The sequence below is a fragment of the Streptomyces sp. NPDC093568 genome (genome assembly GCF_044764945.1).
In the GTDB taxonomy this organism is placed as follows: domain Bacteria; phylum Actinomycetota; class Actinomycetes; order Streptomycetales; family Streptomycetaceae; genus Streptomyces.
Genome location: NZ_JBIWJD010000014.1, coordinates 44,391 through 68,497, shown reverse-complemented (window position 1 = coordinate 68,497; position 24,107 = coordinate 44,391). Strand labels below are relative to the sequence as shown.

Genomic DNA, 24,107 nt, shown 5'->3' with positions numbered 1-24,107 from the left:
GCCGCCTTCCAGGACTCAACAGCAGCGCTGACCGCGCAGAAGACCGCCTCGGTGCTCTGGCGGGACCACTGCTGGAGTGTCGGTATTGGACAGTTGCGGTATTCGCCCGCAAAGCGAGCAACCCTCCAGATCAAGCTCAGTCGCCGTCGATGATCTGGTATAGGTAGATGATGTGGGACTCAGCGTCCGGCATCGTGTTCACGTCTGGCTCGCCGTCGATCCGGAATTAGAACTCGGGGGACTTGAGGCCACCGAGCTCGCCCTTGTCCTGCATCTTGGCAAGCTGCTTGACGAACGTGTCGGCGTCCGGTGTCTTGGTGTCCAGATCGCTGGCGAGCGTGTCGCCCACGACCACCTTGAGGTGGCTGTCGTCGAGAAGTACGTCCATCGCGGCCCCGGTCGCGCTGGCCGGCTGAAGACGGGGCCCTCGTCGCCGCACTCGTACTGGCCGAGGACGAGCCCGATCGTCGTGTTGGGGGCCTCGCCGCCGAAGTCGACGGACTCGATCACCCCGTAGGGACCCTGACCGCCGTTGTCGCAGACCGAGCCCTGGGGCGGGGCCTGCCGGTCCGCACACTCGTAACTGCCGCCCTCGCCGCCCCAACCGCCGGTGTTGGAGCTGCCCGTCTTCTCCGGATCGGGCATACCAGTCGTGCCGGGGTCGGTTTGCTCTCGCCGCCCGAAGCACCGGTGTTCGCGCCACCGGAATCGGCGTCCGGCTTGCTCGGGGCGCTCGTGGACGGGCTCGTCTTGCCGTCGGACTTTCCCCCGCGCTCGCTCGGCTCGCAGGCCGTGGTGGTCAGGGCCGCCGCGACGGCCGCTGCCAGGGCGTACAGCTTCATCGTCGTGCGGGTGGCGCGCATGTACGGTCCCCCGGGTCAGTGCGCACGTTGAGTGCGTCAATTCATCGGTGGCCGGGAAGTGTCCCTGTGGAACCGGGTGTTCCCCGCCGGCCGTCGCGCGTCTGTGGCCGGAGTACGGCATGGAGGTGCCGCGCTCCGGCCACAGACGGCATAGGTTCTAGCCGCAGGGGATTACGTAGCGGACGGGCATCCAGTCGCCGTGGCGGTCCTCGCTGTACGCCCGCGGCGTCTTGTAGATCATGTGGCCGCTGGGGTTGTACATCCGGGCCCGGCGGCTCTCCAGGTCGCGGGTCTGGTCGTTGATCCAGGAACCGCCCCTGCCCCAGGTGGACACGTAGTACTTCGTATTGCACCGGAACATATCGATCCGGGTCCCCTTGAAGTCATCTTTCCGGTAGGCACAGAAGTTCCCGGACACCCCCGGAGAAAGGCACGGGTCGGCGGCGGCGCGCATCCCGTTGCCCGAGGCGAAGTCGCGCGGGTGGTCCTCGCCCGGCAGGGCGACGAGGACCTCGCCCCTGCCGTTGAGGTCGATCTTGTTGAGCGCGACCTGGGTCCCGCCCATCTTCTTCAGGTAGCGGTCCACGTCCGCCTGCAGCGCCGTGGTCTGCTCACCGGTCAGGTGCGCGGACTCGGCCTGCTGGGCGAAGCGCGAGGCGGCCGGCGCCGCCGGTCCTGCCTCGGCCGCGCCCACGCCCGTGACGAGCATGATCAACCCGCCTGCCGCCGCGATACCGCTCTTGTGCATGTACCCCATATCTCTCCTCCGACTCACGGGCACGGCTTGTGCCCAAGGCCGCACGCCGCCGGATTACGGGGCGTGCCGTTCGGTTGGTTCGGCACCGAGTTCACCGGGCCAGGGGTTGTTGCTCAGCCGGGTCCCGGGCGTGAAACAAAGCAGGTCACAGGAACGGGTTGGCGAGATGGCGCCTTTCTCGGTGGTGGGGCGCGTGTTGGGATGAGACGCCGCTGCCGGTCAATAGGGCGGCACGGGGGAAGGAAGCGATATGGGGCGTCCGGAGACGGACCTCGATCCAGGACGGGGGCCGGCTCAGCGGTTTGCGTCCGAGTTGCGCAAGCTGCGTCAGAAAGCGGGCGGCATCACCTATCGCCAGATGGCCCGGCAGGTGGCCGTCTCGGTCTCCACCCTGTCGAGAGCGGCCAACGGAGAGCAACTGCCCTCCCTGCCGGTGGCCCTGGCCTACGTGCGGGCGTGCGGCGGCGATGAGCAGGACTGGGAGAAGCGCTGGCGCGAAGCGGTCACGGAGCAGGCCCGGGCTACCGACCTCATGGCGGACGAGAGCGTCCCTTCTCCCTACCGTGGCCTGGCCCGTTTCGACGTGGGCGATGCGGAGCTCTTCTTCGGCCGGGACGAAGTGACCGACGCGCTGGTCCGCACGGTGACGGAGCACCGCGTGTTCGCGGTCTTCGGACCGTCCGGCAGCGGCAAGTCATCCCTGCTGCGGGCGGGGCTGATTCCCCGCCTGCGCAGCCTCGACGGGCCGCACCGGCCGGCGGCGGTGCGGATCCTCACCCCGGGCGAGCACCCGCTGTGCACCCACCACACGGTGTGCGACCCAGCACCGGGCGAGGGCGACACCTGGCTGGTCGTGGACCAGTTCGAGGAGGTCTTCACCCTCTGCCGCGACACCGCAGAGCGGGCCGGCTTCCTCGCCCGCCTGCTCGCCGCCGCCGAGCCCGCCAGCCGACTGCGCGTCGTCCTCGGCGTACGCGCCGACTTCTACGGACGCTGCGCCGAGCACCGTGAACTCGCCGACGCCCTGTCCGAGGCCAACCTGCTGGTGGGACCGATGAGCCCGGCCGAACTGCGCGAGGCCGTCGTCAGACCCGCCCAGGCCGCCGGGCTGATCGTCGAGCGCGAGCTGACCGCCCGCCTCGTGGAGGAGACGGCCGGCGAGCCCGGCGGCCTGCCGCTGCTCTCCCACGCACTGCGGGAGACCTGGCGGCGCCGCCGCGGACGAGCGCTCACCATGGAGGCATACGAGGCCGCGGGCGGCGTGCACGGCGCCATCGCGCAGACCGCCGAGGACATCTACACCCGCCTCGCTGGCGACCACGCGGAGCTGGCCCGGCTGATCCTGTTGCGGCTGATCTCCCCCGGCGAGGGCTCCCAGGACACCCGGCGCCCCCTCGACCGGAGCGAACTCGACCTCGGCACCGCCTCCCAGGACGACATCGCCCTCGTCCTGGACCGACTGGCCCACGCCCGACTGCTCACCCTCGACGAGGACACCGTCGACCTCGCCCACGAGGCCCTGATCTCCGCCTGGCCCCGGCTGCGCGGGTGGATCGAGGAGGACCGCGAGCGGCTGCGGACCCATCGCCGCCTGACCGAGGCGGCCCGCGCCTGGGACGACCTCCGACGCGACCCCGGGGCCCTGTACCGCGGCACCAGGCTGGCCACCGCCGAGGAGGCGTTCGGCCCGCACGGACACAGCGCCGCCCTCACCGTGCTGGAGGCGGACTTCCTCACCGCGAGTGCCGCTGCACGCGATCAGGAGCGGCAGGCGGCGACCAGGGCCGCACGCCGGCTGCGCACGCTGGTCGGCTCACTGTCCGCTGTGGTGGTGCTCGCCCTCCTGGCGGGCATCGTCGCCTGGCAGCAGACTCAGTACAGCGACCAGCAGCGGGTTCTCGCCGCCGCCCGCAGGGCCGCCGCCGTGGCGAACGGGCTGCGCTCCTCCGACCCCCGGCTGGCGCTCCAACTCAGTGTTGCCGCCTGGGAACTGAGCCACACTCCGGAGACCAAGGCGGCACTGATGGGCGCCCTGCAGCAGCGGGAGCGCGCGAGGTTCGAGCCGCCGGCCTCCGACTACGACTACGCGCAGTTCCTGAGCGGCGGTGGCCGCACCTTCACCCGCATCGAGAACGACAAGAGGCGCATCACGGTGCGGGACGCGGAGACGGGCCGGGTGACCGGCACCTACCCCTCGGTGCCGGGTCACACGGACCCGGAGGCATTCGTCCCTCCTCAGCACAGCCCCGACGGCGCGACGCTCGCCGTTCCCACGGGCGCCGGCATGCAGGTGCGTTTGTGGGACATCCGCGCCGGGCGGTACCGAGGCCCCGCCTTCGGCCCCTCCCGTTCCGCCACCACGTTCTCCACAGGATTCAGCAGCAGCGGGCGGGCGATGTACTTCAGCACCGACGACCGCGGCACAGAGGTGTTCGACACGCGCACCGGGCGGCGCCTGCGCTGGGCCCCGGATGCTCCACACGCGGTGGCGGCGGACGTCAGCGCGGACGGCCGCCTGCTGGCTCACTGCACCGAGGACGATCACGTCGAGCTGTGGGACCTGCGCCAGGACCGCCCACCGGCTGCCGAGTGGACCACGAAAGTGCCTTGCTCGATCCTGCAGTACATACAGTTCCCGCCTGACGGAAACACCCTGGCGGTGGCGGACGAGCAGGGACTGCGGCGCTGGCGGCTCTCCTCCGGGAAGGAACTGCCCATGCTCCGCCAGACGGGCCCGGAGCAGTATGCCTTCAGCGACGACGGCAAGTTCGTGGCGGGCGCGAGCAGGAACGAGATCCTGCTCTGGCGCCTTGACCGGCCGCGGGCCCCCGTCTTCCGTCACACACTGACCGACGAGTACGGATACCCCGGCAGCATCGAACTCGACATGAGTTCCCGTGCGATCCGCTACCTCGGAAGCGGAACCGGCAACCGACCCGTGGTGCACACGCTCGATCTGGGCCGGTCCATCACCTCCTCCTGGCGTGCCCGTCCTGTCAACAACGCCAAGTTCAGCGCGGACGGCAGCACACTGTCCCTGGCCCACGCGGGCGCCCGCTCCGACCACTTCACCCTCCTGGACGCGCGCAGCGGCAAGACCGTCGCGAACGTCCCCGGGCTGGAGCGGTCTGCTCCGGCCGGGGAAAACGGCCCGTTCCTGCCGATGTCGCTGAGCGCCGACGGGGACCGCTTCGCTTACGGCCTCGACAACGCACCCATCCCGCACGGCGCAGACACGATCCGCGTGTGGAATACAAGAAGAAACCGTCAGGTCACGGCGCTCACCCCCGGTGATGCAGACTTCCAGTTCATGTCAGTCACCCTCAGCCCGGACGGCCGAGAGGTGATGACCACCGGAGCGGAAAACGGAATCAAGGTCTGGGACACCCGTAGCGGAAAACGGCTGCGCACCCTGCCCGAGCCCAACCGCGGCAACCACGACGAGGAGGCCCAGGGAGTCGGCGCGCTCAGCGCCGACGGCACCAGGCTCCTGACGGACACCGGTGCCCTGATCAGGGTGTCCGACGGCAAGACCCTGCCCGACGAACTCGGGGAATGCATGGACTGCGTGTTCGCGTTCAGCCCGGACGCGCGCCGGATCGCCGTGGCGGTGACGTACCAGGGAAAGGTGTCCCTGTGGGACGGCACCCTGCGTACGCCGCTGGGCACACTTTCCGGCACCCTCTCCCGCGCCACACACGGCGCACGCGAGGAACCGACCGCGATGGCCTTCTCCCCCGACGGCACCACCCTCGCCGTCGCCGGGGAACAGGGCACCCTGCGGCTGTGGGACGTGACCTCCCAGCAACCCCTCGGCCCCGCACTGCCCACCCCGGGCGACAGCATCCTGTCCCTGGCCTTCAGCCCCGACGGCGGCACCCTGTACGCCGCCGGTGAACACGTGCCGTGGCAGAAGTACGACATCGATCCCGACCGAGCCGTCGACACCGTCTGCGCACGCGCCGGAGCGCCCCTGTCCCCAGCCGCATGGAACAGGCTCCTCCCCGAAATCCCCCACCGGCAACTGTGTCGGCCCTGAACGCACACCTCCCCCACCACATCCACAAGACGCCCGACCCGAATCCGACCTCCACCCATGCGGACCTCCCCCGGGCGCTGCCCCGTCGGCACGCGTTCGGTCACCGGGGAGGTTCTCGCAGGTTGCCGCCGCGGTCGACGACCGCAGCAGTTGCGCGCACGTGGACCGGCGCGAAGCCGCCGCCGTCATCCACATGCGCGCCCCGCAGCGGGTGCGTGCACCATCGCTCTGTCGTGCTCCACCGCGCCGACCCGTGCGGTGCGGTGCGGGTGGTACGTATCCGGTGCGCACACCACGGGCCGGTGGTGTGCGCACCAGGTCCCGACGATGCCGCGCACCGCACCTGACGCGCACCGGATCAAGCGCTTCCCGCTACGTCGCCTGTCGGCCGTCAAGTTCCCGCCGGGCGGCGAGAGCCCTCGCCAGTACCTTGGCCCTGTACGGATTCGCGGCGCCGAGGGCCGTCGCCACCGCCACCGCCTCGTCCAAAAGGGCCAGCCGTTGCCCGGGCAGCTCCCGCACCAGCGGCGAGGCGCTGGCCTCCACCAGGACGTACGCCAGCTTCGACCCGTACACCTCCGGCTCGACCTGCGTCAGCACGCGGTAGATCCACAGCCCCTCAACACCGCGCACCACCCGCCGGTTGGCACGGAGCAGCCTGACCTTCGCTCGCAGAACCATGCCCTGATCCATCGATCCCCCATCGTTCGCTCACCCCCCGGCCCGCCCCGTCACGCGACGAGACAGCACAGCGAACGCGTCGGCAGCCGGGTACGGATGCCGACACGGACGTCGGAGAGTGGATGACGACGAGTCTGCGGGCGGACCACCACCTGCGACAAGCCCGAACGGACGTGCGCTCCGTCCTACCAAAACCGCCTCCGAACAGGCATGATGGATCTGACACTCGCTGAGGACCGACTCTGGGCGCGATCAGCGAAATCCGCGCATCGCACGTGGCGCCCAACGACGCCGAGGCCGACCGCGGGAAGCTCACTTCCCAGCTGGGCCCCGCCAGCCTGCACGTCCCTGCGCACCACCCAGTACAACGAGGCCAGCGGGGCACCTCGCCCTCAACCACCTTCAGATACCGGTGCAACGCCGCGACGTCCCCGCCCGCCTGCGCCACACGATGCCTACAGTCACCCCACCGACCCGGGTGCCCGCATGCACACGCACGGTGGTAGAGACTCCGGCCACACCGAACTCTCGCAGCCACGCCACCAGCAACCGCCTGCCCCCCGGTGCGTGCACTGCCGAGTGCTAGCCGGGCACCTGCGAGACGCGCTCCAAGTGGAGTTCGTTCACACGGTAGGCGGGCCAGTCGTATCCGTACTTGGCCCCGCGCAGGCGTGCCGCCCAGAGCTAGGCGGCCCGCCCACCCCGCCAGGTGCCCGGAGTTCGGCGGCGCCGAAGAGATGCCGGTCAGCCGGCTGTCGATCCCGGGGATGCATTTGGGTGATCCGTGCGTCTCCGTCTGCAATTAGGGGATGGGGGCCAAGTGGCCGACAATCCACAGCGGCGGGACCGGTTACGACTCGCGCGACAGCGGACGAGGCCGGATCAAGTCAGGGCTCGAATCCGTGATCGTGAACCGGGTTCACCAGGGGGTTGGTGGCGCCGTATCGCCTGGGCGCATTTGGGTGCTGTTCTGGGCGCCACCGCAGCCATCGGCGGTTTGGTGTTCACGGCCATCGCCACCTACTACAGCGCTGCAGTGTCTCAGGATCAACTGCAACAGTCGCGGGAGGAAGCGGAGCGCGAGCGGCGCAGCCAGGCGATGCGAGTGTCGCACCGACGGAAGACTCGGTCGCCAACGAAATGCATTTGCACATCATGAACAGTTCACCCGATCCGGTAACTGGCGTGTCTGTCAGCCTCTATGTGAACTCCACACGACAGCGGCGAGATCGGCGGCACTCTCGCGCCCGACCATCGAGGCCAGGGCCTCGGCGCTGAACTTTTCCTCGCAGGCGCGGAGTTCACGCACGGCCACGCCGGTCTTCAGGCGGTACGGGCGGGCACGGCGACAACTGGCCTTGCGTGCCGCCGCGCCCTGGAACGCGCTGGCATCGTCCCAGCCCACCACACCCCTCGAAACCCGGCCGTGGCCAGCTCCAACCCGACAGGAACGGGCAGGGACACGGTCAGCCGGGCTCGTGCCGGGCACTCCTGACGTAGACGCCGCCGGACGGCCCGGAATGAACCGTCACCTCGCCGCAGTCCGACAGCGGTCGCTCAGCGGGTAGATCTTCCGGTCATGGGCTTCCGTTCTTTCCCTGCGTGGGCTCTCGCGGTCCAAGGCGTAGGTGGGCGCCTTGGCGTAGGAGCGCGCGTTGGACGAGGTGGGGAGGCACCCCGCGGGGAGTTCGACCGAGGCGGACAGACAGTGCGGCGCAGACCCCGGCCGCTTGGCCGGTCGCCATAGCGATGGGCATGACGCGGTAGGACGAGTGCGCCACGTGCGAGCCGGAGATGCAGCGACCGGCGACAAGCAGGCGATCGGTGCCCTGGGGAAGCAGACAGCGCAGGGGAATGTCGTAGAAATGGCCACGGGGGACTCGTTTGAGGACGGTGCCTCTGCCGCGGGGATTGTGGATGTCAACCGGGTAGGCACCGTGGGCGACCACGTCCGGGAAGGAACGAGCCGCAAGAATGTCGTGGCCCGTCAGGTGGTAATCACCGAGGATGCGGCGTGTCTCGCGGACGCCGATCTGGACGCCGCTCTGCGCCACGTATGACGTCTCGAAGCCCGGAACACGTCCGCGCAGGAAGCGGTCGATCTGTGCCAGTTGTCGTCGCGCTCGGTACTCGGCCCTACTGAGGTCCCACACATCGATGCCGAGGGCTCTGGTGACCCGGGTGCTGTTGACGCTGACCTCTCGGGGGTGAGGGGTGGCGAAGAACAGGATGTCCTCGCGGGGCAGGCGCAGTTCGCCGGCCTCCGTGGCCTCCTGGACGAGGTCCCATAGTCCGTGCACCCCCCGCCACTGGTCGGGATGCTCGCTGACGTACGCCGAGAAGTCGGGCTGGAGGAAGTCCACGACGCGGAACATCAGCGTCATCGGCTGTACGAGCCCATCCTCGGGCCGCCCGATTTCGTACGGCGACCCGCAGGCGGCAGCGATGTCACCGTCGCCCGTGCCGTCAACGACAACTGCCGCGTCGATCACCACCGGGCCGGACTTGGTCTCGAAGACAACACGCCAGCCGTCATCGAGGGGCAGCGCGGTGGAGGCGAAAGAGTGGAAGAGCATGCGCACGCCCACCTCGTCGAGCAGCTCGGTGAGGACGAGTTTGTAGACCTCCGGGTCGAACGGCACCGTGTAGCCGGTGTCGAGAGCAGGCGGGATGCAGCCACCGCGCGCGATAAGCCGGTCCAGCAGAAGCCACAGGAAGCCGGCAACCACCGGTTCGCCCTCCCCGTGGTCGGTAGGTAGCAGCCGTCCGCCACGCCCGCCTTCTTCGAACACAGCCTGCTTCTGCTCGTTGTGGAACGACATCAGCGGCATCACCAGCGCCACGGTGGCGTTGCCGCCGAGGAATCCGTAGCGCTCCACAAGGACGACGTCCGCTCCGGCGTCGGCTGCCGCGTAGGCAGCGGCGGTGCCGGCCGGGCCGCCGCCGACGACCAGCACATCCGTACGACCGCCGTGCCGGGCAGCTCGCGGGGGCAGGGTGACGGTCCGCTCGTCGCGAGGTGGTTCAAGGATTGGCATCGCTTCTCCCGTCGACTCGGCCTCGGCTGCGGCGCGTGCCCCTCTTCCCTCAGGCCGGCGGCCTCGAGCCCGGCGACAGCATCAAGGCCGGGCCGGCTGACCGCCGGACATCGCGCGGTGCGTGACCATCGATGGAGTCAAGGATGGCTCCACAGCGGTCGCCGGTCTCCCGAGCCAGGGCCCTCAGCGCCTGCACCCGGGCCTTCAGGTCCGCCTGCCGCTGCGGGAACTCGTCCCAGAGCCGGTCCACCTCCGCGAGCAGGAGTCCCGCGTGCTCCCGCGCCACGCCCACCAGCGCCGGCGCCCCGGTCCGGCGAGCGAAGTCGAAGACTTTCCCGGAGTACGGCAGCGGCAGGACGGGCAGGCCGGACAGCGCGGCAAAGATCACGACGTGCAGCCTCATCCCGACGACCAGGTCCAGGTGGTTCATGAAGCCGAGGACCTCACCCGGGCTGTAGGAGTTGTGCAGGATACGGCCCAGGTCCGGGGCAGTCATCCGGGACAGCACTCCGTGCGCGTGCCGGACGTCCTGGCGTTCCATCGGCACGAAGACCACGTACGCGTCCAGGCGCCGCGCAAGGAACTCAGCGACGTCGGCGAGCAGCGCATGGTAGTCATCCTCGTCGAGCTTCTCCGCCGCCCGCCCGGGCTCGCGAACGGACATCCCGACCAGCCGGGTGTCGGTCGGCAGGCCCTCCTGCCGCATCATCTGCTCAGTGAAGGGTTCCGGCGTGAGCAGCAACGCCGGGTCGGCGGTGACGGCGAGCTCTCGGTCGACACCGACCTCCTCCAGGACAAGACGCGACTCCTCGTCGCGCACGACGATTTCGGTCATCTCCGCCAGCACGGTGCGCACGGCCTCCCGGTCATCCGCCTCACGCAGCGGCCCGGCGCCGACGGCATAGGCAAAGGTAGGGACGCCGCGCTCGTGAGCGGCCCTCACCAGCCGCAGATAGCGCCGCGCCTCACCGTCGTAGAGGATCCCACCGCCGCCGAGCACCAGCAGGTCAAGGCCGTCGAGGGCGTGGAGTACAGGTTTTTGCGGGACACCCTCCCAGTCGACCACCTCATCGGCCTCCGGCTGATGGCCGCGGGTGTGGGTGGCGTTCCGGCTGAAGACGACGAGTCGGGCCTGCGGCCGATGCACGCGCAGGCACCTCAGCACACACTTCAGAATCGCCTCGTCGCCGATGTTGCGCCCGCCGTAGGAGCCGAGCAGGCCGATCCGCAGATCTGGCGGGGGGTACGGATTGATCGTCATCCGGAACTCCCATTCGAGGGAAGTGGACGGACCCACGCGAGGTCTTCCATAGCCGACAACACGCGTTCGTGGCGTCGGCCTGAGGCAGCCCGGGTTTTTGGAGGGGATTTCGCCTTGGTTCCGGTAGAGGTGCCGGTCCGGCATGGTGCAAGGCACGGACGGACATGCGCCCACACGGCCCAGTACCAGTATGGGTCCTCCTGGCTGGCCCGCCCTGGCCGCCGCCGAACCTTGGAAGGGCCGCACATCATGCGGTCGGTATGCGTCGCCCGGCGCCTGACACGGGCGGCGAGGGCCTGCGCTGCCACGCCGATCAGGTCGTGCCCGTCGCTCACCGGAAGCCGACGTACTTTGTGCTCCGCCGTCGCGCAGCGCCGGAAGCGGCACTTTGCGAGTCTTTCCCCGCTAATCCTCATGAGGGCCGGGTTCCGCCCCGTGCCCGGCTACCGGGCCTCACCACCCCTTTCGAGCTTTCCATTGCGTTGAACCGGTGAGGTGGTCGGCAGCGACGTGGCTGCCCCGGTCTGCCGGGAGCTTCGATGGTTTCTGCAGGGCGCCGGGTCTGAGGAAGAGGGCTCTGGCCATCATTCGGGCACGGCGGGTGTCCAAGACCTCTTCTGCCTCCGCTGATGCCCGATGGGCATCAGCGTGGGTGCGTCCGGCCACTGACACATGTGTGATGCCTGGCGGGTATCAGAGGCGTCGAAAGAGGTCTTGGACGGAGTGCCGTCGCCGGACGGAGGCTGTGGGGGCAAGACAATGAGCCACTCACAGGAGCTAAGACCATGAGGGTTTTCCTCACCGGCGGATCCGGATACATCGGCAGGGCGACCATCGGCGCACTGATCCGGCAGGGACACACCGTGGCGGCCCTGGTCCGCAGCGACCGCGCCGCCGAGACCGTCCGTGCCCTCGGCGCGACACCGGTGCGGGGCGGGCTCGGGGACCTCGGCGTGCTGAACGCCGCGGCTGCCCGTGCGCAGGCCGTCGTCCACCTGGCGCAGGCCGAGACCGGTGCCGAGGATCTGGAGGCGGCCGGTGCCATGCAGGACGGCATCGGCAGCGGCCCCTACGTGCACACCGGCGGTACCTGGGTCTACGGCGACACCCAGGGCGTGGCCGACGAGAGCGCCCCGTGGAACCCGCCGGCCCTGGTCGCCTGGCGCAAGGCCGTGGAAGACGCCGTCCTCGAGCGCGCCCGGCGCGGTGGCCGCCCCGTCGTGGTACAGCCCGGCCTGTTGTACGGCGGCGAGAACCGTCTGATCGACGTCTTCTACACCACCCCGGGCAAGGAAGCCGGCGCCATCCCCTACATCGGCGACGGGACCAACCGCTGGGCGCTGGTGCACATCGACGACATCGCCGAGCTGTACGTCGCCGCACTCAAGGCCAAGCCGGGTTCGGTGTACGTCGGCGTCGGCGGCGTCAACCCCACCGCCAAGGAGTGCGCCCTGGCACTGAGCCGGGCCGCGGGCATCGAGGGCAAGGTCTCGTCGATCAGCCTGGAACAGGCCCGTGAACAGATGGGCCCGATCGCCGAGGCCTTCGCTCTCGACCAGCAGCTCACTCCGGCCCGGGCCGGGGAGGAACTGGGCTGGACTCCCGCCCACACCGACCCGCTGGCCGTTCTCGCCCGTGGCTGAGCACGCCTGCGCACCGCCGGCCGACAGCGTCTGCGGCGGCGCGCACGCGCCCGGTAGATTGGTGATCGACTGCCATGGCCGTGCCGGAGGAGGTCCGGGACGGCCGTGGTCCACAGCGGCCGACCGACCGGGTGCGCCGTGGCGACGGAGCAGGCGGTGATTCCGGGTGGATCTTGATCTGCGGAAGCTGCGCTATTTCGTGGCCGTGGCGGAGGAACTCCATTTCGGGCGGGCCGCGGAGCGGCTGCACATTGCCCAACCGGTGCTGTCCCGGCAGATCCGCAGTCTCGAGGACGATCTCGGAGCGGAGGTCTTCGACCGTGGCCGCCGCGGGACGCTGCTCACTCCGGCGGGAGAGCAGCTGCTGGAGGACGCCCTGCCCTTGCTCGCCTCTGCCCAGGCACTGATGAGGCGTGTGAGATCGGCGGACCAGGGCACACAGTCGCTGACCATCGGCTTCATGCCCGGCATCACGGTCACCCCGGCCCTGGTCGCCTTCACCGCGGACCATCCGGACGTGAATGTGCGCCTGTTGCGCACCACTTGGGACGACCAGGTGGAGGTGCTGCTGGACGGCCGGGCCGACGTCAGCATCGTGCGTCTGCCCATTGAAGGCAACGGTCTGCAGATGCGTCCGCTCTTCCGGGAGCCCCGCGTCGTCATGGTGCCGGCCGGGCACCCCTTGGCCGACAGGACGTCGGTGAGTATCAAGGACCTCGCCGCCGAGCACCTGCTGCAGGATCCCAACGCCGTTCCGGAGTGGCGCGACGTGGCACTGGAACTGCAGGGCGGGCGGCGCCCCGAGGTCCCGGTGATCCGCCAGGTGGAGGAGAAGCTTGAAATGGTGGCTGCCGGAGCGGGTGTCTGTCTGCTCCCGCTGTCGACCGCCACCTTCTACACCCGGCCGGACGTGATCCCGCTGCGCGTGGAGGACATCGGCCCCAACGAGGTGGCCCTGGCCTGGGTGGCGGCCCGCCGCTCCCGCCTCATCCACGACTTCGTCCAGGCCGCCGCCGACACCCTCGCCCGGCCCCACACCGAGGAACCGCAGCCGTCTTCGGACTGAGGCGATCTCCACGCGGACAGGGGCTGCTCGACTCCAGCCGCGGGCCGTGCGCTCGCCGGGCGAGGTCGTCGTCGCCCAGCGGCAGCCATGAGTCCGCCGGACCCATGTGGCCCAGCGGACCACGAGCCCTCACTCCCTACGCCGCAAGGGACGTCAGCGGCCTCCGGGAGCCCACCGTGTCCACCAGGGCCGCCAGATGCGGGGTACTCGTCCCGGACAACCAGCACAGGGCGAGCGTGGTGGGCGGCAGGTCGGTCACCGGTACGGCGCTCATCTCGCCCGGCAGACGGTCGGTCGCCGCCGATCCGACCACGGTGACGAGACGGCCGAGGGCGTCACGGTCCATGATCTCGTCGAACCCGGACTCGGGGCACTGGGCACGATAGGCCGGCTCGCCCTGGACATCGGCGACGGTGACTCCCGCCCGGCTGGCCAGCGGTGGTCCCTGGGCAGCAGTACGACCGGGAACTCCTCTCCCATCTCAACTCCCTGAAGGCCCGTCAGGTCGTCACTGCCGACACACACCAGGGCCGCGTCCGCGGTCCCCTCGCGCACCGCGTCCGCCCGCCAGTGGGTGAAGACCAACTCGGGCTCGGCCCCGGGGTAATTACACAGAAGCTGGGAGAACAGGCCGCTACCGGTTCCGGGACGGACAGCGATGACGAGGCGGGAGGTGCCGGCGGACCGCTGGGTGCGCCGTACCGCGCCGTCGAGCTGGCGCAGCAACGGCCGGCACTCGTCGCGGAAGGTGCGGCCCGCTTCCGTCAGCTGCGCACTCCGGCTCGTACGGTCCAGGAGCCGGACGCCCATGCGCCGCTCCAGGCGGGCGATGGCACGGGAGAGCACCGGCTGGCTGATGCCCAGGTTCTCCGCCGCGCGGCTGAAGTGAAGTTCGTCGGCCAAGGCCGCGAAGTACTCCAGTTCCCGGGTCTCCAAGCGATCCATGCTCTCAGGGCATAGCCGCATGTCCTCATGGTCATGGCCAAAGAGAAGTTTCCATCCTGACTTCCCAGGTCACCGGGCCGGTGTGTGGCTGCGGTGATGTACTCGCGCCGGTCGGGGGCGTGATCTTCTGCGGGAGATCGTCTGACACTTGTGGATTTCGGTGTTCGCGAGGACGAGCAGGGCGCGCAGGAGGGTGGTGGCGTGCCGGGCGTTCATGCGGATCTTGGTCAGGAAGCGCCAGGACTTCAGGTTCGCGAAGCCGTGCTCGACGGCGGCGCGTTCGCGATTGAGCAGGCGGTTCGCTTCCTTCTCCGCGTCGGTGAGGCGGTGGCTGCGGGTGGCCTTGCGGCCAGTGATGATCACCGGGTCGTCGGGATCGTCGTCCAGGCCGACGAAGCCGAGGTCGGCCAAGGCCCCGAGACCAGCCTCGTGCAGATGGCCGGTGATCTTGTTGTGGCGGGCCGCGGTGATCTCGCTGGACCGACCGGGCTTGGCCGCGGAGATCCAGATCAGGTTGCCCTTCTCGTCGGTCAGCGCGAGAAACAGCAGGCCATGGGCTTCGTGCTTGCCGGAGAAGTTCTTCCGGTTATCCGCCCCGGTGCGACGGCGAGTGCGCACGAGGGTGCCGTCCAACAGCACTACGACACCGCCGCGGCGGGCGATCTTCTTCAGCGCCCGGTCCAGTCGCGGGGCGCGGCCGGACAGCAGGGTGAGGACTTCCAGCGCCCAGCGGCGCACGGTGGAAGCGGAGACGTGGTTGCCGCCGGCCATGTCAGCCAGGCGCTGGTCGTGACGGAGCACGGCGAGCACGATGACCGCCTGGGCGCCCGGGGCGAGTTTGCGCCATCGAGTACCCAGCTGGTTGCGCCGGTGGCGTATCAGGCCGGCGACGAGATCGATGGTCCGCTTCGACAGCGGGAGGCGGACCTGGTAGACAACATCCTGAGGGCCTTCGGCGGACTGGTTTTTCGTCACAGATTCACCAACCACTGCCCGGGCCGTCTTGTTACGGCCGGAATCGGCCGGACCGCCACTGCCCTGACCGGTCAGCGCGTCAGATAGCGTCCCGCGCCGGTCCGCGAGATCCAGCCCCGTTCGGCGAGCTTGCGCAGCTGCCCGCGAACCGGCTCCGCCTTCGCCGGTGTCGTCTCCCTGCCCAGCGCGACCGCGACGTCCTTGGCCATCACCGGACCATCCGAACTGGCCACGATCTCCATGATCCGCCGGTACTCCGGGGTTAGGACCTCCACCCCCATGCCCTCGACACGGTCCGGCACCAGCCGCATCCCACCCGCACCCGGACCAGCCGCCACCGGCTCCGGCTCCGGCTCCGGCTCCGGCTCCGGCTCCGGCTCCGGCTCCGGCTCCGGCTCGATGATGCCGGACGGCAGCCGCCCGCCGTCGGTCGCCTCCGCCCACTGCCCGAAGACGACCTCGGCGGCCTCCAGCCGGGCCACCTCCACCTCGATCTCCGCTAGTTCCTTGCGCAGCAGTTCAGCCCGCTCGGCCAGGTACATCCGCCGCTCGATGGTCCACGTCAGCACGCCCACGATGACGATCCCTCCCGCGGCCGAAGCTACGCGGCAAGCCGAGACCCGCACCCGGGAACCGCGGATAACGCCCCTGACCGACGATCACGTGCTACTGATCTCCGCCCCGACCAGCACGAGAACCCCATCGAAACGGCACACCAGCACCGCTGACCAGCAGGAATCAGGATGACGGGTCCTCAGTGGTGCCCGTGGCTCGGCAGTTCGGGCCGTCGGCTACGGCTTCTTGAAGCCAATGTGCGCGGCGAACCAGACCGCGAAGGAGAACCAGATGATGGGAAGAGCTGCGGCGGAAGGCTCCGCTTCGGCGCCGCAGCGACCAACTGTTGATCGCCAATCAATGGTCACTACGGATCAGATGAGGGGGACGCGGGGCGCTGGTGCATCTCCAGGAGCTGGGCGTCGCGGACGTGCCGGAGTAGGTTCCTATGCACCAGGCGGGCCTCGTTGTTGTTCAGACCGGCGATGTCGTCGATACCTTGACGGATCGTGTTCATTGCGTCCGACGCACGCCCCCACCAGATGTAGACCATGCCGAGCTCGCCGCGTCTGAACGCCAGCAAAGGCCGCGGACAGTCAGCCCGCTGCAATGCCGTGATGTTGCGTTCCAGCAGCGGTATGCCCTCAGGCAACTCGGCATCGAGGTATGTCCAGGCCAACTGGTGACGCAGGTCGACGCTCTCAGGTGCGTCGGGCCCGTAGGTCCGCTCGCAGCTGGCCAGTGCATCCCGGTAGAGCCCGAAGGCATCCTGGATGCGTCCGGCGGACCAGTACGCACCAAACAGTTTCGACCTGCTGCGCACGGTTCGCCGGGCGGCCGTTCCGTGCGGGAGATCAGCGGCGAGCCTTTGCTCCAGCCGCGGGATCGCCTTCACCGGTTTGCCCTGCTCCTCGTAAGCGTCGGTGAGCAGGGCAAGTAGGTACCTGACCTGTGGGTGGTCGACGCCGAGTTGACGTCGGCGGCATTTCAGCGCGTCTTTCAACGACGGCTCTGCGCGGGCGGGCCTGGCCTCCAGCAGATACAGCAGACCCAGCCACTCCAGGCCTACAACCAGGTCCTCGGGGTAGTCAAAGAGGCGGAGCCCCCTCGCTTCCCACAAGGCGTGTTCGATGACGCGGATGCTCCCTCTCCTCGTGCTGGCTTGTAGTGCTTCCCGCGCCAAAGGCGACTTGTGTGCAGGATGCGGGTAATCAGGCATCGAGGTCTCCCCTTCCGAGTGACATCATGCCGAGAACTCGCCCAGTGCTGAAGCGATGGGCGAGGAGAGAGGGACATGTTGGCAGCGCAGGGCAGGCCACCCGCAGCCACCGCCTCACCGACGCGGAGAAGGAAGCGAACCGCCTACTCAATCGCGAACGCGCCGCCGTCGAGCACGGCTTCGCGAACCTGAAGTCCTGGCGCTTCCTGACCAAGATCCGCATGAACGCCCGGCACGCCACCACCCTCCTGCGCGCCCTGCTCGTCCTCGCGAACACCGAAATCCACAAGTGTCAGACGATCTCCCGCAGAAGATCACGCCCCCGACCGGCACGAGTACATCACCGCAGCCACACACCAGCCCGGTGACCTGGGAAGTCAGGATGAAAACTTCTCAAAGGCGACGCCCCTTTGGTCGACTGAAAGCACGTCGTCCCGCCCCATCGGGCGGCATGAACCACGATCACAGGGAGAGCTCAATGATGAGCGACGAGCGCGAGGTGCAGGAAGTGCTCGCCCGCTACGACCGCGCGACCGACGCGCGCGACGGCAAGGCCCAGGGCGCGCTGTTCACGGACGACGCGGCCGTGAACCTCATGGCGCCGCATCCCGAGGGAGGCTCCACATCACCTCGGACCACATCATCGAGGTCGACGGCGACCGCGCGCACTGCGGCGCTCAGTTCGTCGTGTTCCGCGTCCGGGCCGAGCGCCGTCCGAACGCCGGCCGGCCGGGGCGCCTTCGGTGCGCAGGGCACCGTGGAACCGCACGAGTCCGGTTACTACGAGACCGAGCTGCGCCGCGTCCACGGCGCATGGAAGATCGTGCGCCACGACATCCTGCTGGACATGCCGATGGCAGTGCCGGGGGTGCGATGTGAAGGCCGTGGTCTACCGCCGGTACGGCGGTCCCGAGGTGCTCGAATCCGTGGAGCTTCCCAGGCCCAGGACACACGTCGACTCCGTGCCGGTCCGGGTGCGGGCGGCCGCTCTCGATCCGGCCGACCTGGCACTGCATGGCGGCAGGCTGGACAGCGCGGTTCCCACATTCTTCCCGGGGGTCCCCGGCTGGGACATTTCCGGGGTGGTGGTCGGCGCCGGCCCCGGCGCTGCCGAGTTCGCTCCGGGTGACGAGGTCGTCGGCTACATCCGCAGTGACGTGCAGCATGCGCACGGCGGGCTGGCCGTGCGGACCGATGCCGGCGCCGGCGACGTGGCCATACTCGGGGTGCCCCCGGGGTTGTGGTGTCAGCCGGCCAGGTCGGCTTTGCCGAACAAGACGGCGTAGCCGGAGGGGAGCTGGCTGATGATCTGGTTCAGCTCTCCGCCGGAGACGGCGCCGCCCAGGGTGGTCAGGACCGCGCTGGCGTCCCACACCGCGGTGCGCGGCCGGGCGCCGGTGCGCTCGGCGACTCGGCGGTAGAACTCCTCGATTCCGAAACTCTCGGCCTGCGCCTGCTTGGCCTGGGCCAGTGCCTGTCCGAGCGGAGCGGGCAGCTGGGAGGCAAGGTCGTCGACCTCACCCGGGCTGATGCGCTGGGCGAGCACGCTCAGCACCGCGTTGGTGACCTTCGCGGCTTCGTCCTGGCTGGCGTATTCGCCGAGCTCGCGTACGCGAGCGAGGAACTCGTGGTGCTGCATGGTTCGTCACCTCCGCTTGCCTGTGATCTCAGGGCATCGAAAGCGATGCCCTCTTCCCCGGTACCCAGATGGGGCAAGCCTGTCAGTTCCGCATGACAGGCAACGGCGGCTTGTCTGGGTGGGCGGATGGCCCGCGTCCGCCGCACTCCGGCGCCGATGCGCTCCTCGCGGGCGGGGCCGGCCCGGTGACCTCCACAGTCGCCGGGCGCAGCAGGTTCTCGCCCAGCCGGTAGCCGGGACGCAGGACTGCCGAGCACACCAGGCGGTCCGCGGCGGCGCAGACGTGGTGGCTGAGGGCGTCGTGGCAGGCGGGATCGAACGGATCGCCCACCTCACCGAACGAGGTGACGCCCAGCGAGCCGAGCTGCTCATTGAGGCTGTCGGCGATGTCCTTGAGACCGGGCGTGAGCGGTTCGTTGGCGCACGCCCGGTCGACGGCGTCCAGCACCGGCAGCAGCGCCCTGAGCACGTTGGCTGCGGCGATCTCGCGCACGGCCAGGCGGTCCCGCCGCACCCGCTTGCGGTAGTTGTCGTACTCGGCCTTGACCCGCTGCAGGTCGGCGGTCCGCTCCTGAACCAGGCGCCGCAACTGGTCCAGCTCGGTGCTGTGCGGACCGCTCCTGGTCATCGTCAGCCAGCCTCCGCCTTGTCGTCATCAACGATCTCGGCGTCCACCACATCATCCTCGGCCGGACCACCGCTCCTGCCGTCCGTGGAGGCTCCGGTCGGCTGCTCGGCCTGGGACTGCTGATACAGGGCGGTGCCGATCTTCTGCGCGGCCTGGGCGGTGCGGTCAATGGCCTGCCGGATCGCGGCGGTGTCCTCGCCCTGCAGCTTCTCCTTCAGGTCGGCCAGCGCCGTCTCCGTCTCGCTCTTCGCGTCCGCCGGGATCTGCTCGGGGTTGTCCTTCAGGAGCTTCTCGGTGGAGTAGACGAGCTGTTCACCCTGGTTGCGGGTCTCGGCCGCCTCACGCCGCTTGCGGTCTTCCTCGGCGTGCTGCTCCGCTTCCCGGACCATGCGGTCGATGTCGTCCTTGGGCAGCGCGGAGCCACCGGTGACGGTCATCTTCTGCTCCTTGCCGGTGCCCAGGTCCTTGGCGGAGACATGCATGATGCCGTTGGCGTCGATGTCGAAGGTGACCTCGATCTGCGGCACGCCGCGCGGAGCGGGGGCGATGCCGGTCAGCTCGAACATGCCGAGCTTCTTGTTGTAGGCGGCGATCTCCCGTTCGCCCTGGTAGACCTGCACGGTCACCGAGGGCTGGTTGTCCTCGGCGGTGGTGAAGATCTCCGAACGCTTCGTCGGGATGGTGGTGTTGCGCTCGATGAGCTTGGTCATGATGCCGCCCTTGGTCTCGATGCCGAGGGACAGCGGGGTCACGTCGAGGAGCAGGACGTCCTTGACCTCACCCTTGAGCACACCGGCCTGCAGGGCGGCGCCGACGGCGACGACCTCGTCGGGGTTGACCCCCTTGTGCGGGTCCTTGCCGGTCAGTTCCTTCACCAGCTCTGTGACGGCCGGCATCCGGGTCGAGCCGCCCACCAGGACCACGTGGTCGATGTCGGACACCTTGATCCCGGCGTCCTTGATCGCGTTGTGGAACGGCGCCTTGCACCGCTCCAGCAGATCGGCGGTCAGCTGCTGGAACTGGGCGCGGGTCAGCTTCTCGTCCAGGTGCAGCGGGCCCTCCGAAGAGGCCGTGATGTAAGGCAGGTTGATGGTCGTCTCGGTGGACGACGACAGCTCGACCTTCGCCTTCTCAGCCGCCTCCCGCAGCCGCTGCACGGCCATCTTGTCCTTGGACAGGTCCACGCCGTAGTGGTTCTTGAACTGCGTGACCATGTGGTCGACGATCCGCTGATCCCAGTCGTCACCGCCCAGATGGGTGTCACCATTGGTGGCCTTGACCTCGATGACGCCCTCACCCATCTCCAGAAGCGACACGTCGAAGGTGCCGCCGCCCAGGTCGAAGACGAGGACCGTCTGGTCGTTCTCCTTGTCCAGGCCGTACGCCAGCGCCGCCGCCGTCGGCTCGTTGATGATCCGCAGGACGTTCAGGCCCGCGATCTCCCCGGCCTCCTTGGTCGCCTGCCGCTGGGCGTCGTCGAAGTACGCGGGCACGGTGATCACCGCGTCGGTGACGTCCTCACCCAGGTAGGACTCCGCGTCCCGCTTCAGCTTCTGCAGCACGCGCGCGGAGATCTCCTGCGCCGTGTACCGCTTGCCGTCGATTTCCCCGTGCTCCGGGAACCGCCAGGCGTGGTCGCCCATGTGCCGCTTGACCGAGCGCGCCGTGCGGTCCACATTCGTCACGGCCTGCCGCTTGGCCACCTCACCGACCAACACCTCACCGCCCTTGGCGAAGGCCACCACCGACGGGGTCGTCCGCGCGCCTTCGGTGTTGGTGATCACAGTGGGCTCGCCGCCCTCCAGGACCGAGACCACCGAGTTCGTCGTACCCAGGTCGATACCAACCGCCCGTGCCATCTGAGCTCTCCTCCTCGTCCTCACCTCGTTCTCCGTCTCACCGGCAGGGAATCCACCGGACCGGCCCCACACGTAGCGGCGGCTCGGGATGCACGTCCCCGAGCACCACTGCGTACCGCCGTACGGGCCGCGCCGGCAGGGTAGGGGCAGCACCTCGCTCGGGCGACGGCAGCATGCGCTCCAGGCGCTGGTCGTAGGCCGCCCGCAGGAGGGGATCACGCAGCGTCTCGTACGCCGCCCGCACCTGGCCGAACCGTGCGGTGGTCTCCGCGTCCACCTGGGTGTCGGGGCGCAGTTCCCGCACCCGGGCGCGGAAGGCCGACGTGATCGCCGCGGCCGTCGCCGAGGGCTGCACCCCCAGCACCGCGTACAGGTCCGATTCTGGCTTCGGCGCCTGCACCTCCGGCCACCTCCTCGTCCATGCTGAGCTGCTTTTCCCTACTCTCTTGCCTACCTTTATGAGATAAAACTTGAGTCTTGCCCTGTCAAGTCTGGGCGAGGTATAGGGGAGGTGGTGTCCGCTGTACTCCGCGACTGCGAAACGCTGAGCGGTGCAGTAGGCGAAGGAGTGGAAGCAGAGATCAGGACCCGCGGTTCGCGGGCGGCTGGGACAGGCACGGGGAAGCGGACAGTGGGGTGCGGACCATGGCACTGTCCTCGCGGCGCACGGGCGCAACGGCTGGGCCGTGATCGAGGTCAAATGCGCCCTGGACGGGGCCACCGCCCGGGAACCGCGCGCCTTCGCGGCCTCCGCCCACGTACAACACCGGCACCAGCATCTGATCCTTGACCTGTCCGACCTGACCGATGCCGAGGCCGACGGCCTCGACGCTCTGATGTCCGTGCGGACGCTGCTGGACCAGGACCAGGACCAGGGGGAACTACGCCTGGTATGCCCACACGGGCGGACAGAGAGGCTGCTGCGCGGCGGCGGCGCTGCTTCCGACCCGCCCGTGCATCCCTCTCTGACACGGCCCTGTCGGCACCCCGGACCGTTCCCGCACACCGGATGGGAGGTGCAGTGCAGTGATCACCGAACTCGCGGTCGAACGTGTGGAGTTCACCTGCGGCTCGTGCTGGCACCGATGGAGCGTCGACTACGACGTCCAGCGCTACCGAGACGCTCTCGACGCCGAGTGGGAGGTCTTCAACCGCGACAACACCGCCGTCGTCTCCCCGTACACGCCGCAGGGCGCACCACCCTGCGAACACTGCGGCCGCCGCTGGGTCGGACGCCTGGTGGCGCGCAGGCCCGTGCCGCTGCCCGGTGACGCCGAGGCGCCCCGCAGCCGTGTCCCGGCCGCGGGCGGCCATCGCTCCGAGCGGCACACCGCACCGATCCTGCACGCCGCCGGCCACCCGCAGCCGCAGCCCGGCGCACGAGCAGCCCAGCCGTCCACGAAGCCGTCCAAGTGATCCGGGCAGTGCGCGCCTGTTCCGTGACGGCGGGCGCGCACTGCTGTGGGCAGGGACCTCGTACGGCGATCCCTGGGCCCTGGCGGCGGACCCGAAGGGCGTGCACGATCGGCGCTCACGTGTGAGCTGCGGCATTGCCGGTCCACGCAGGCGGCCTCACGATGACCGGACCAGACGAGGTCAAGGAGGGCAGCTCCTCATGGGTGATCATGTGCACGTGCGGCTTGGCCAGAGGCTGAGCGTGTCGGCCGAGGGGGAACTGATCGAGCACTCCCGCTGCCGGTGCGGGGCCACCTTCACCAAGGTGTTCGACGCCGACGGCGGGAATCGGGAGGGCCCGGCCCCTTCCTGATGCGCTCCCGGCGCCGAACGCGAGAAGCCGGCAAGGGCTCTCCCGGCCTGAGCATTCGCGGCTTACCGGGGCGATCCGACACCGATGAGGGAAGCGAGCCATGAGGGACAAACGGTCGGCCGCGTGACGACGCGGTGGGGCGGGGGCGTTCTGGCTTTCTCGGTCGTCGTTCTGCGCGGGGCGGTACCGAGTCGGTGACCGCTCAGAGCGCGCTTGGCCTGCGTAGGCTCCTGTCGGGCCTTTTTCCTGCCGTTGCTCGGCGGCGCGGCCGTGGTGTTCGGTGTGTGGGCACTCGGGTCCCCACGACAGTCGCGGACGCGGCCCCCTTGGCGTCCTAGCCGTCGTCTGCCCGGCCCTTGGACTCCTCGCCGACTGGGGATGAATCCTTGCACTGGTCACTGGGCGTGTATCGAAAGTGCCTGGTGAGGATAGCGAGAGCCCATTTGTGATCCAGAATGATGGGATGGTCACGCTTGAGACTCCTCGTTTGATCCTGCGTCGCTGGCGTGAGGAAGACGTTGCGCCCATGGCTGCCGTCCATTCCGACCCCGAGGTCATGCGGTGGATCCGTGACGGCAGCGTCCTTGACGAACAGCAGACTCGCGGGCGGGTCCAGGCATGGGAGAGCGAGTGGGAGTCACAGGGCTTCGGCCTGTTCGCCGTGGAGATCCGGTCCACCGGCGAACTGGCCGGGTTCACCGGCCTTTCGGTGCCCAACTACTTGCCGGAGGTACTGCCGGCGGTTGAGGTCGGCTGGCGGCTGGGACGTTCCCACTGGGGGCAGGGCTTGGCCACGGAGGCCGCTGCGGCCGCTGTACGGTTCGGGTTCGAAGAGCGAGGGCTGAAGCGGATCGTCAGTATCACTCAAGTGGGCAACGACGCGTCCGAACGGATCATGACCAAACTGGGGATGCATCTGTTCCGTGAGACCGTCAATCCCACCGGTGGTCGGCGAGTACGGGTGTTCGAGTTGTCGTCGGACCAGTGCGTCACGACCACTCGCTGATGGCGGCAACGAGGACGGTGGCCTCGTAGCGGACCGCGACGGTTCCTGCGGGACGCGTACGCCTTGTCCGCCCCCACCTGTCGCGGGCGCACGCGGGGCCCTGCCGCATCCAGTCGAGGCACCCGGATGCGGCCCAGCACGACCTCGAACTGCCGCGCTGCCCGG

General features: G+C 69.2%; 23 protein-coding genes and 2 pseudogenes. 11 read left to right on the top strand and 14 right to left on the bottom strand.

Going from position 1 to position 24,107, the window contains the following annotated elements:
* Positions 1–226 precede the first annotated feature (226 nt).
* Together ACIRD7_RS37415 and ACIRD7_RS37410 are read right to left on the bottom strand one after the other, a co-directional pair.
* A complete protein-coding gene (locus tag ACIRD7_RS37415) occupies positions 227–388 on the bottom strand; it encodes a hypothetical protein (protein WP_403460359.1) in 162 nt (53 codons plus the stop codon).
* Between the two features lie 632 nt (positions 389–1,020).
* The gene (locus tag ACIRD7_RS37410) at positions 1,021–1,620 is read right to left on the bottom strand and encodes a hypothetical protein (protein WP_403460358.1); all 600 of its coding nucleotides are present in this window, start codon (positions 1,618–1,620) and stop codon (positions 1,021–1,023) included.
* A gap of 250 nt (positions 1,621–1,870) precedes the next feature.
* On the opposite strand from ACIRD7_RS37410, the gene ACIRD7_RS37405 reads away from it, so the two are divergent.
* A complete protein-coding gene (locus ACIRD7_RS37405) occupies positions 1,871–5,659 on the top strand; it encodes a helix-turn-helix domain-containing protein (protein WP_403460357.1) in 3,789 nt (1,262 codons plus the stop codon).
* Positions 5,660–6,031: 372 nt separating this feature from the next.
* On the opposite strand, the gene ACIRD7_RS37400 is transcribed toward ACIRD7_RS37405, so the two are convergent.
* Positions 6,032–6,340 carry a hypothetical protein gene (locus ACIRD7_RS37400; protein ID WP_403460356.1) on the bottom strand — a complete coding sequence of 103 codons (309 nt, stop codon included), beginning with the start codon at positions 6,338–6,340 and terminating at the stop codon, positions 6,032–6,034.
* Between the two features lie 1,228 nt (positions 6,341–7,568).
* Between ACIRD7_RS37400 and ACIRD7_RS37395 the strand changes: the two genes are divergently transcribed.
* Complete coding sequence (locus ACIRD7_RS37395; RefSeq protein WP_403460489.1) at positions 7,569–7,835, top strand: GNAT family N-acetyltransferase; 267 nt, start codon at positions 7,569–7,571, stop codon at positions 7,833–7,835.
* 82 nt (positions 7,836–7,917) lie between these two features.
* Here the strand turns inward: ACIRD7_RS37395 and ACIRD7_RS37390 are convergent, their stop codons facing one another.
* Together ACIRD7_RS37390 and ACIRD7_RS37385 are read right to left on the bottom strand one after the other, a co-directional pair.
* Positions 7,918–9,378 (bottom strand): FAD-dependent oxidoreductase, encoded by a 1,461-nt coding sequence (locus ACIRD7_RS37390; RefSeq protein WP_403460355.1) that lies wholly within the window; start codon positions 9,376–9,378, stop codon positions 7,918–7,920.
* Positions 9,379–9,427: 49 nt separating this feature from the next.
* Complete coding sequence (locus tag ACIRD7_RS37385) at positions 9,428–10,639, bottom strand: polysaccharide pyruvyl transferase family protein (protein WP_403460487.1); 1,212 nt, start codon at positions 10,637–10,639, stop codon at positions 9,428–9,430.
* 785 nt (positions 10,640–11,424) lie between these two features.
* Here ACIRD7_RS37385 and ACIRD7_RS37380 point away from each other — a divergent pair.
* On the top strand, positions 11,425–12,282 hold the full coding sequence (locus ACIRD7_RS37380; protein WP_403460354.1) for an NAD-dependent epimerase/dehydratase family protein: 858 nt from the start codon (positions 11,425–11,427) through the stop codon (positions 12,280–12,282).
* A 166-nt stretch (positions 12,283–12,448) separates the two neighbouring features.
* The gene (locus tag ACIRD7_RS37375; protein WP_403460353.1) at positions 12,449–13,348 is read left to right on the top strand and encodes a LysR family transcriptional regulator; all 900 of its coding nucleotides are present in this window, start codon (positions 12,449–12,451) and stop codon (positions 13,346–13,348) included.
* 136 nt (positions 13,349–13,484) lie between these two features.
* Here ACIRD7_RS37375 and ACIRD7_RS37370 read toward each other — a convergent pair whose 3' ends face one another.
* The 5 genes from ACIRD7_RS37370 to ACIRD7_RS37350 all read right to left on the bottom strand — a co-directional run bounded on the left by ACIRD7_RS37370 (position 13,485) and on the right by ACIRD7_RS37350 (position 17,042).
* Positions 13,485–13,622 (bottom strand): hypothetical protein, encoded by a 138-nt coding sequence (locus ACIRD7_RS37370; protein WP_403460352.1) that lies wholly within the window; start codon positions 13,620–13,622, stop codon positions 13,485–13,487.
* Positions 13,619–14,293 (bottom strand): LysR family transcriptional regulator, encoded by a 675-nt coding sequence (locus ACIRD7_RS37365; protein ID WP_403460351.1) that lies wholly within the window; start codon positions 14,291–14,293, stop codon positions 13,619–13,621. The genes ACIRD7_RS37370 and ACIRD7_RS37365 overlap by 4 nt, the downstream gene beginning before the upstream one ends.
* Positions 14,294–14,362: 69 nt before the next feature.
* Positions 14,363–15,268 (bottom strand): transposase family protein, encoded by a 906-nt coding sequence (locus tag ACIRD7_RS37360; RefSeq protein WP_403460349.1) that lies wholly within the window; start codon positions 15,266–15,268, stop codon positions 14,363–14,365.
* A gap of 71 nt (positions 15,269–15,339) precedes the next feature.
* Entirely contained in the window at positions 15,340–15,843 is a 504-nt protein-coding gene (locus ACIRD7_RS37355) for a winged-helix domain-containing protein (protein ID WP_403460348.1), read from the bottom strand.
* 347 nt (positions 15,844–16,190) lie between these two features.
* Positions 16,191–17,042 carry a tetratricopeptide repeat protein gene (locus tag ACIRD7_RS37350; protein WP_403460347.1) on the bottom strand — a complete coding sequence of 284 codons (852 nt, stop codon included), beginning with the start codon at positions 17,040–17,042 and terminating at the stop codon, positions 16,191–16,193.
* Between the two features lie 44 nt (positions 17,043–17,086).
* On the opposite strand from ACIRD7_RS37350, the gene ACIRD7_RS37345 reads away from it, so the two are divergent.
* The 3 genes and pseudogenes from ACIRD7_RS37345 (at position 17,087) to ACIRD7_RS37335 (ending at position 18,328) form a co-directional block, all read left to right on the top strand.
* Complete coding sequence (locus ACIRD7_RS37345) at positions 17,087–17,410, top strand: transposase family protein (protein WP_403460346.1); 324 nt, start codon at positions 17,087–17,089, stop codon at positions 17,408–17,410.
* A 14-nt stretch (positions 17,411–17,424) separates the two neighbouring features.
* Positions 17,425–17,859, top strand: a pseudogene (locus ACIRD7_RS37340) (nuclear transport factor 2 family protein); the annotation flags it as partial.
* Between the two features lie 58 nt (positions 17,860–17,917).
* On the top strand, positions 17,918–18,328 hold the full coding sequence (locus ACIRD7_RS37335) for an alcohol dehydrogenase catalytic domain-containing protein (RefSeq protein WP_403460345.1): 411 nt from the start codon (positions 17,918–17,920) through the stop codon (positions 18,326–18,328).
* On the opposite strand, the gene ACIRD7_RS37330 is transcribed toward ACIRD7_RS37335, so the two are convergent.
* From ACIRD7_RS37330 to ACIRD7_RS37315, 4 genes are all read right to left on the bottom strand, one after another.
* Entirely contained in the window at positions 18,289–18,681 is a 393-nt protein-coding gene (locus tag ACIRD7_RS37330; RefSeq protein WP_403460343.1) for a DUF2267 domain-containing protein, read from the bottom strand. The genes ACIRD7_RS37335 and ACIRD7_RS37330 overlap by 40 nt on opposite strands.
* Before the next feature lie 82 nt (positions 18,682–18,763).
* Positions 18,764–19,309: a nucleotide exchange factor GrpE gene (gene grpE, locus ACIRD7_RS37325; RefSeq protein ID WP_403460342.1), complete on the bottom strand. Its 546-nt coding sequence runs from the start codon at positions 19,307–19,309 to the stop codon at positions 18,764–18,766.
* A 2-nt stretch (positions 19,310–19,311) separates the two neighbouring features.
* Entirely contained in the window at positions 19,312–21,168 is a 1,857-nt protein-coding gene (gene dnaK / locus ACIRD7_RS37320) for a molecular chaperone DnaK (protein ID WP_403460341.1), read from the bottom strand.
* 37 nt (positions 21,169–21,205) lie between these two features.
* A complete protein-coding gene (locus ACIRD7_RS37315) occupies positions 21,206–21,568 on the bottom strand; it encodes a J domain-containing protein (protein WP_403460340.1) in 363 nt (120 codons plus the stop codon).
* A gap of 205 nt (positions 21,569–21,773) precedes the next feature.
* On the opposite strand from ACIRD7_RS37315, the pseudogene ACIRD7_RS37310 reads away from it, so the two are divergent.
* From ACIRD7_RS37310 to ACIRD7_RS37295, 4 genes and pseudogenes are all read left to right on the top strand, one after another.
* A pseudogene (locus ACIRD7_RS37310) lies at positions 21,774–22,124 on the top strand (STAS domain-containing protein); the annotation flags it as partial.
* 70 nt (positions 22,125–22,194) lie between these two features.
* Positions 22,195–22,584 (top strand): hypothetical protein, encoded by a 390-nt coding sequence (locus tag ACIRD7_RS37305; RefSeq protein ID WP_403460339.1) that lies wholly within the window; start codon positions 22,195–22,197, stop codon positions 22,582–22,584.
* 199 nt (positions 22,585–22,783) lie between these two features.
* Positions 22,784–22,936, top strand: coding sequence for a hypothetical protein (locus ACIRD7_RS37300; RefSeq protein ID WP_403460338.1), 153 nt, complete (start codon positions 22,784–22,786; stop codon positions 22,934–22,936).
* A 463-nt stretch (positions 22,937–23,399) separates the two neighbouring features.
* Entirely contained in the window at positions 23,400–23,942 is a 543-nt protein-coding gene (locus tag ACIRD7_RS37295) for a GNAT family N-acetyltransferase (protein ID WP_403460336.1), read from the top strand.
* Positions 23,943–24,107: the final 165 nt, after the last annotated feature.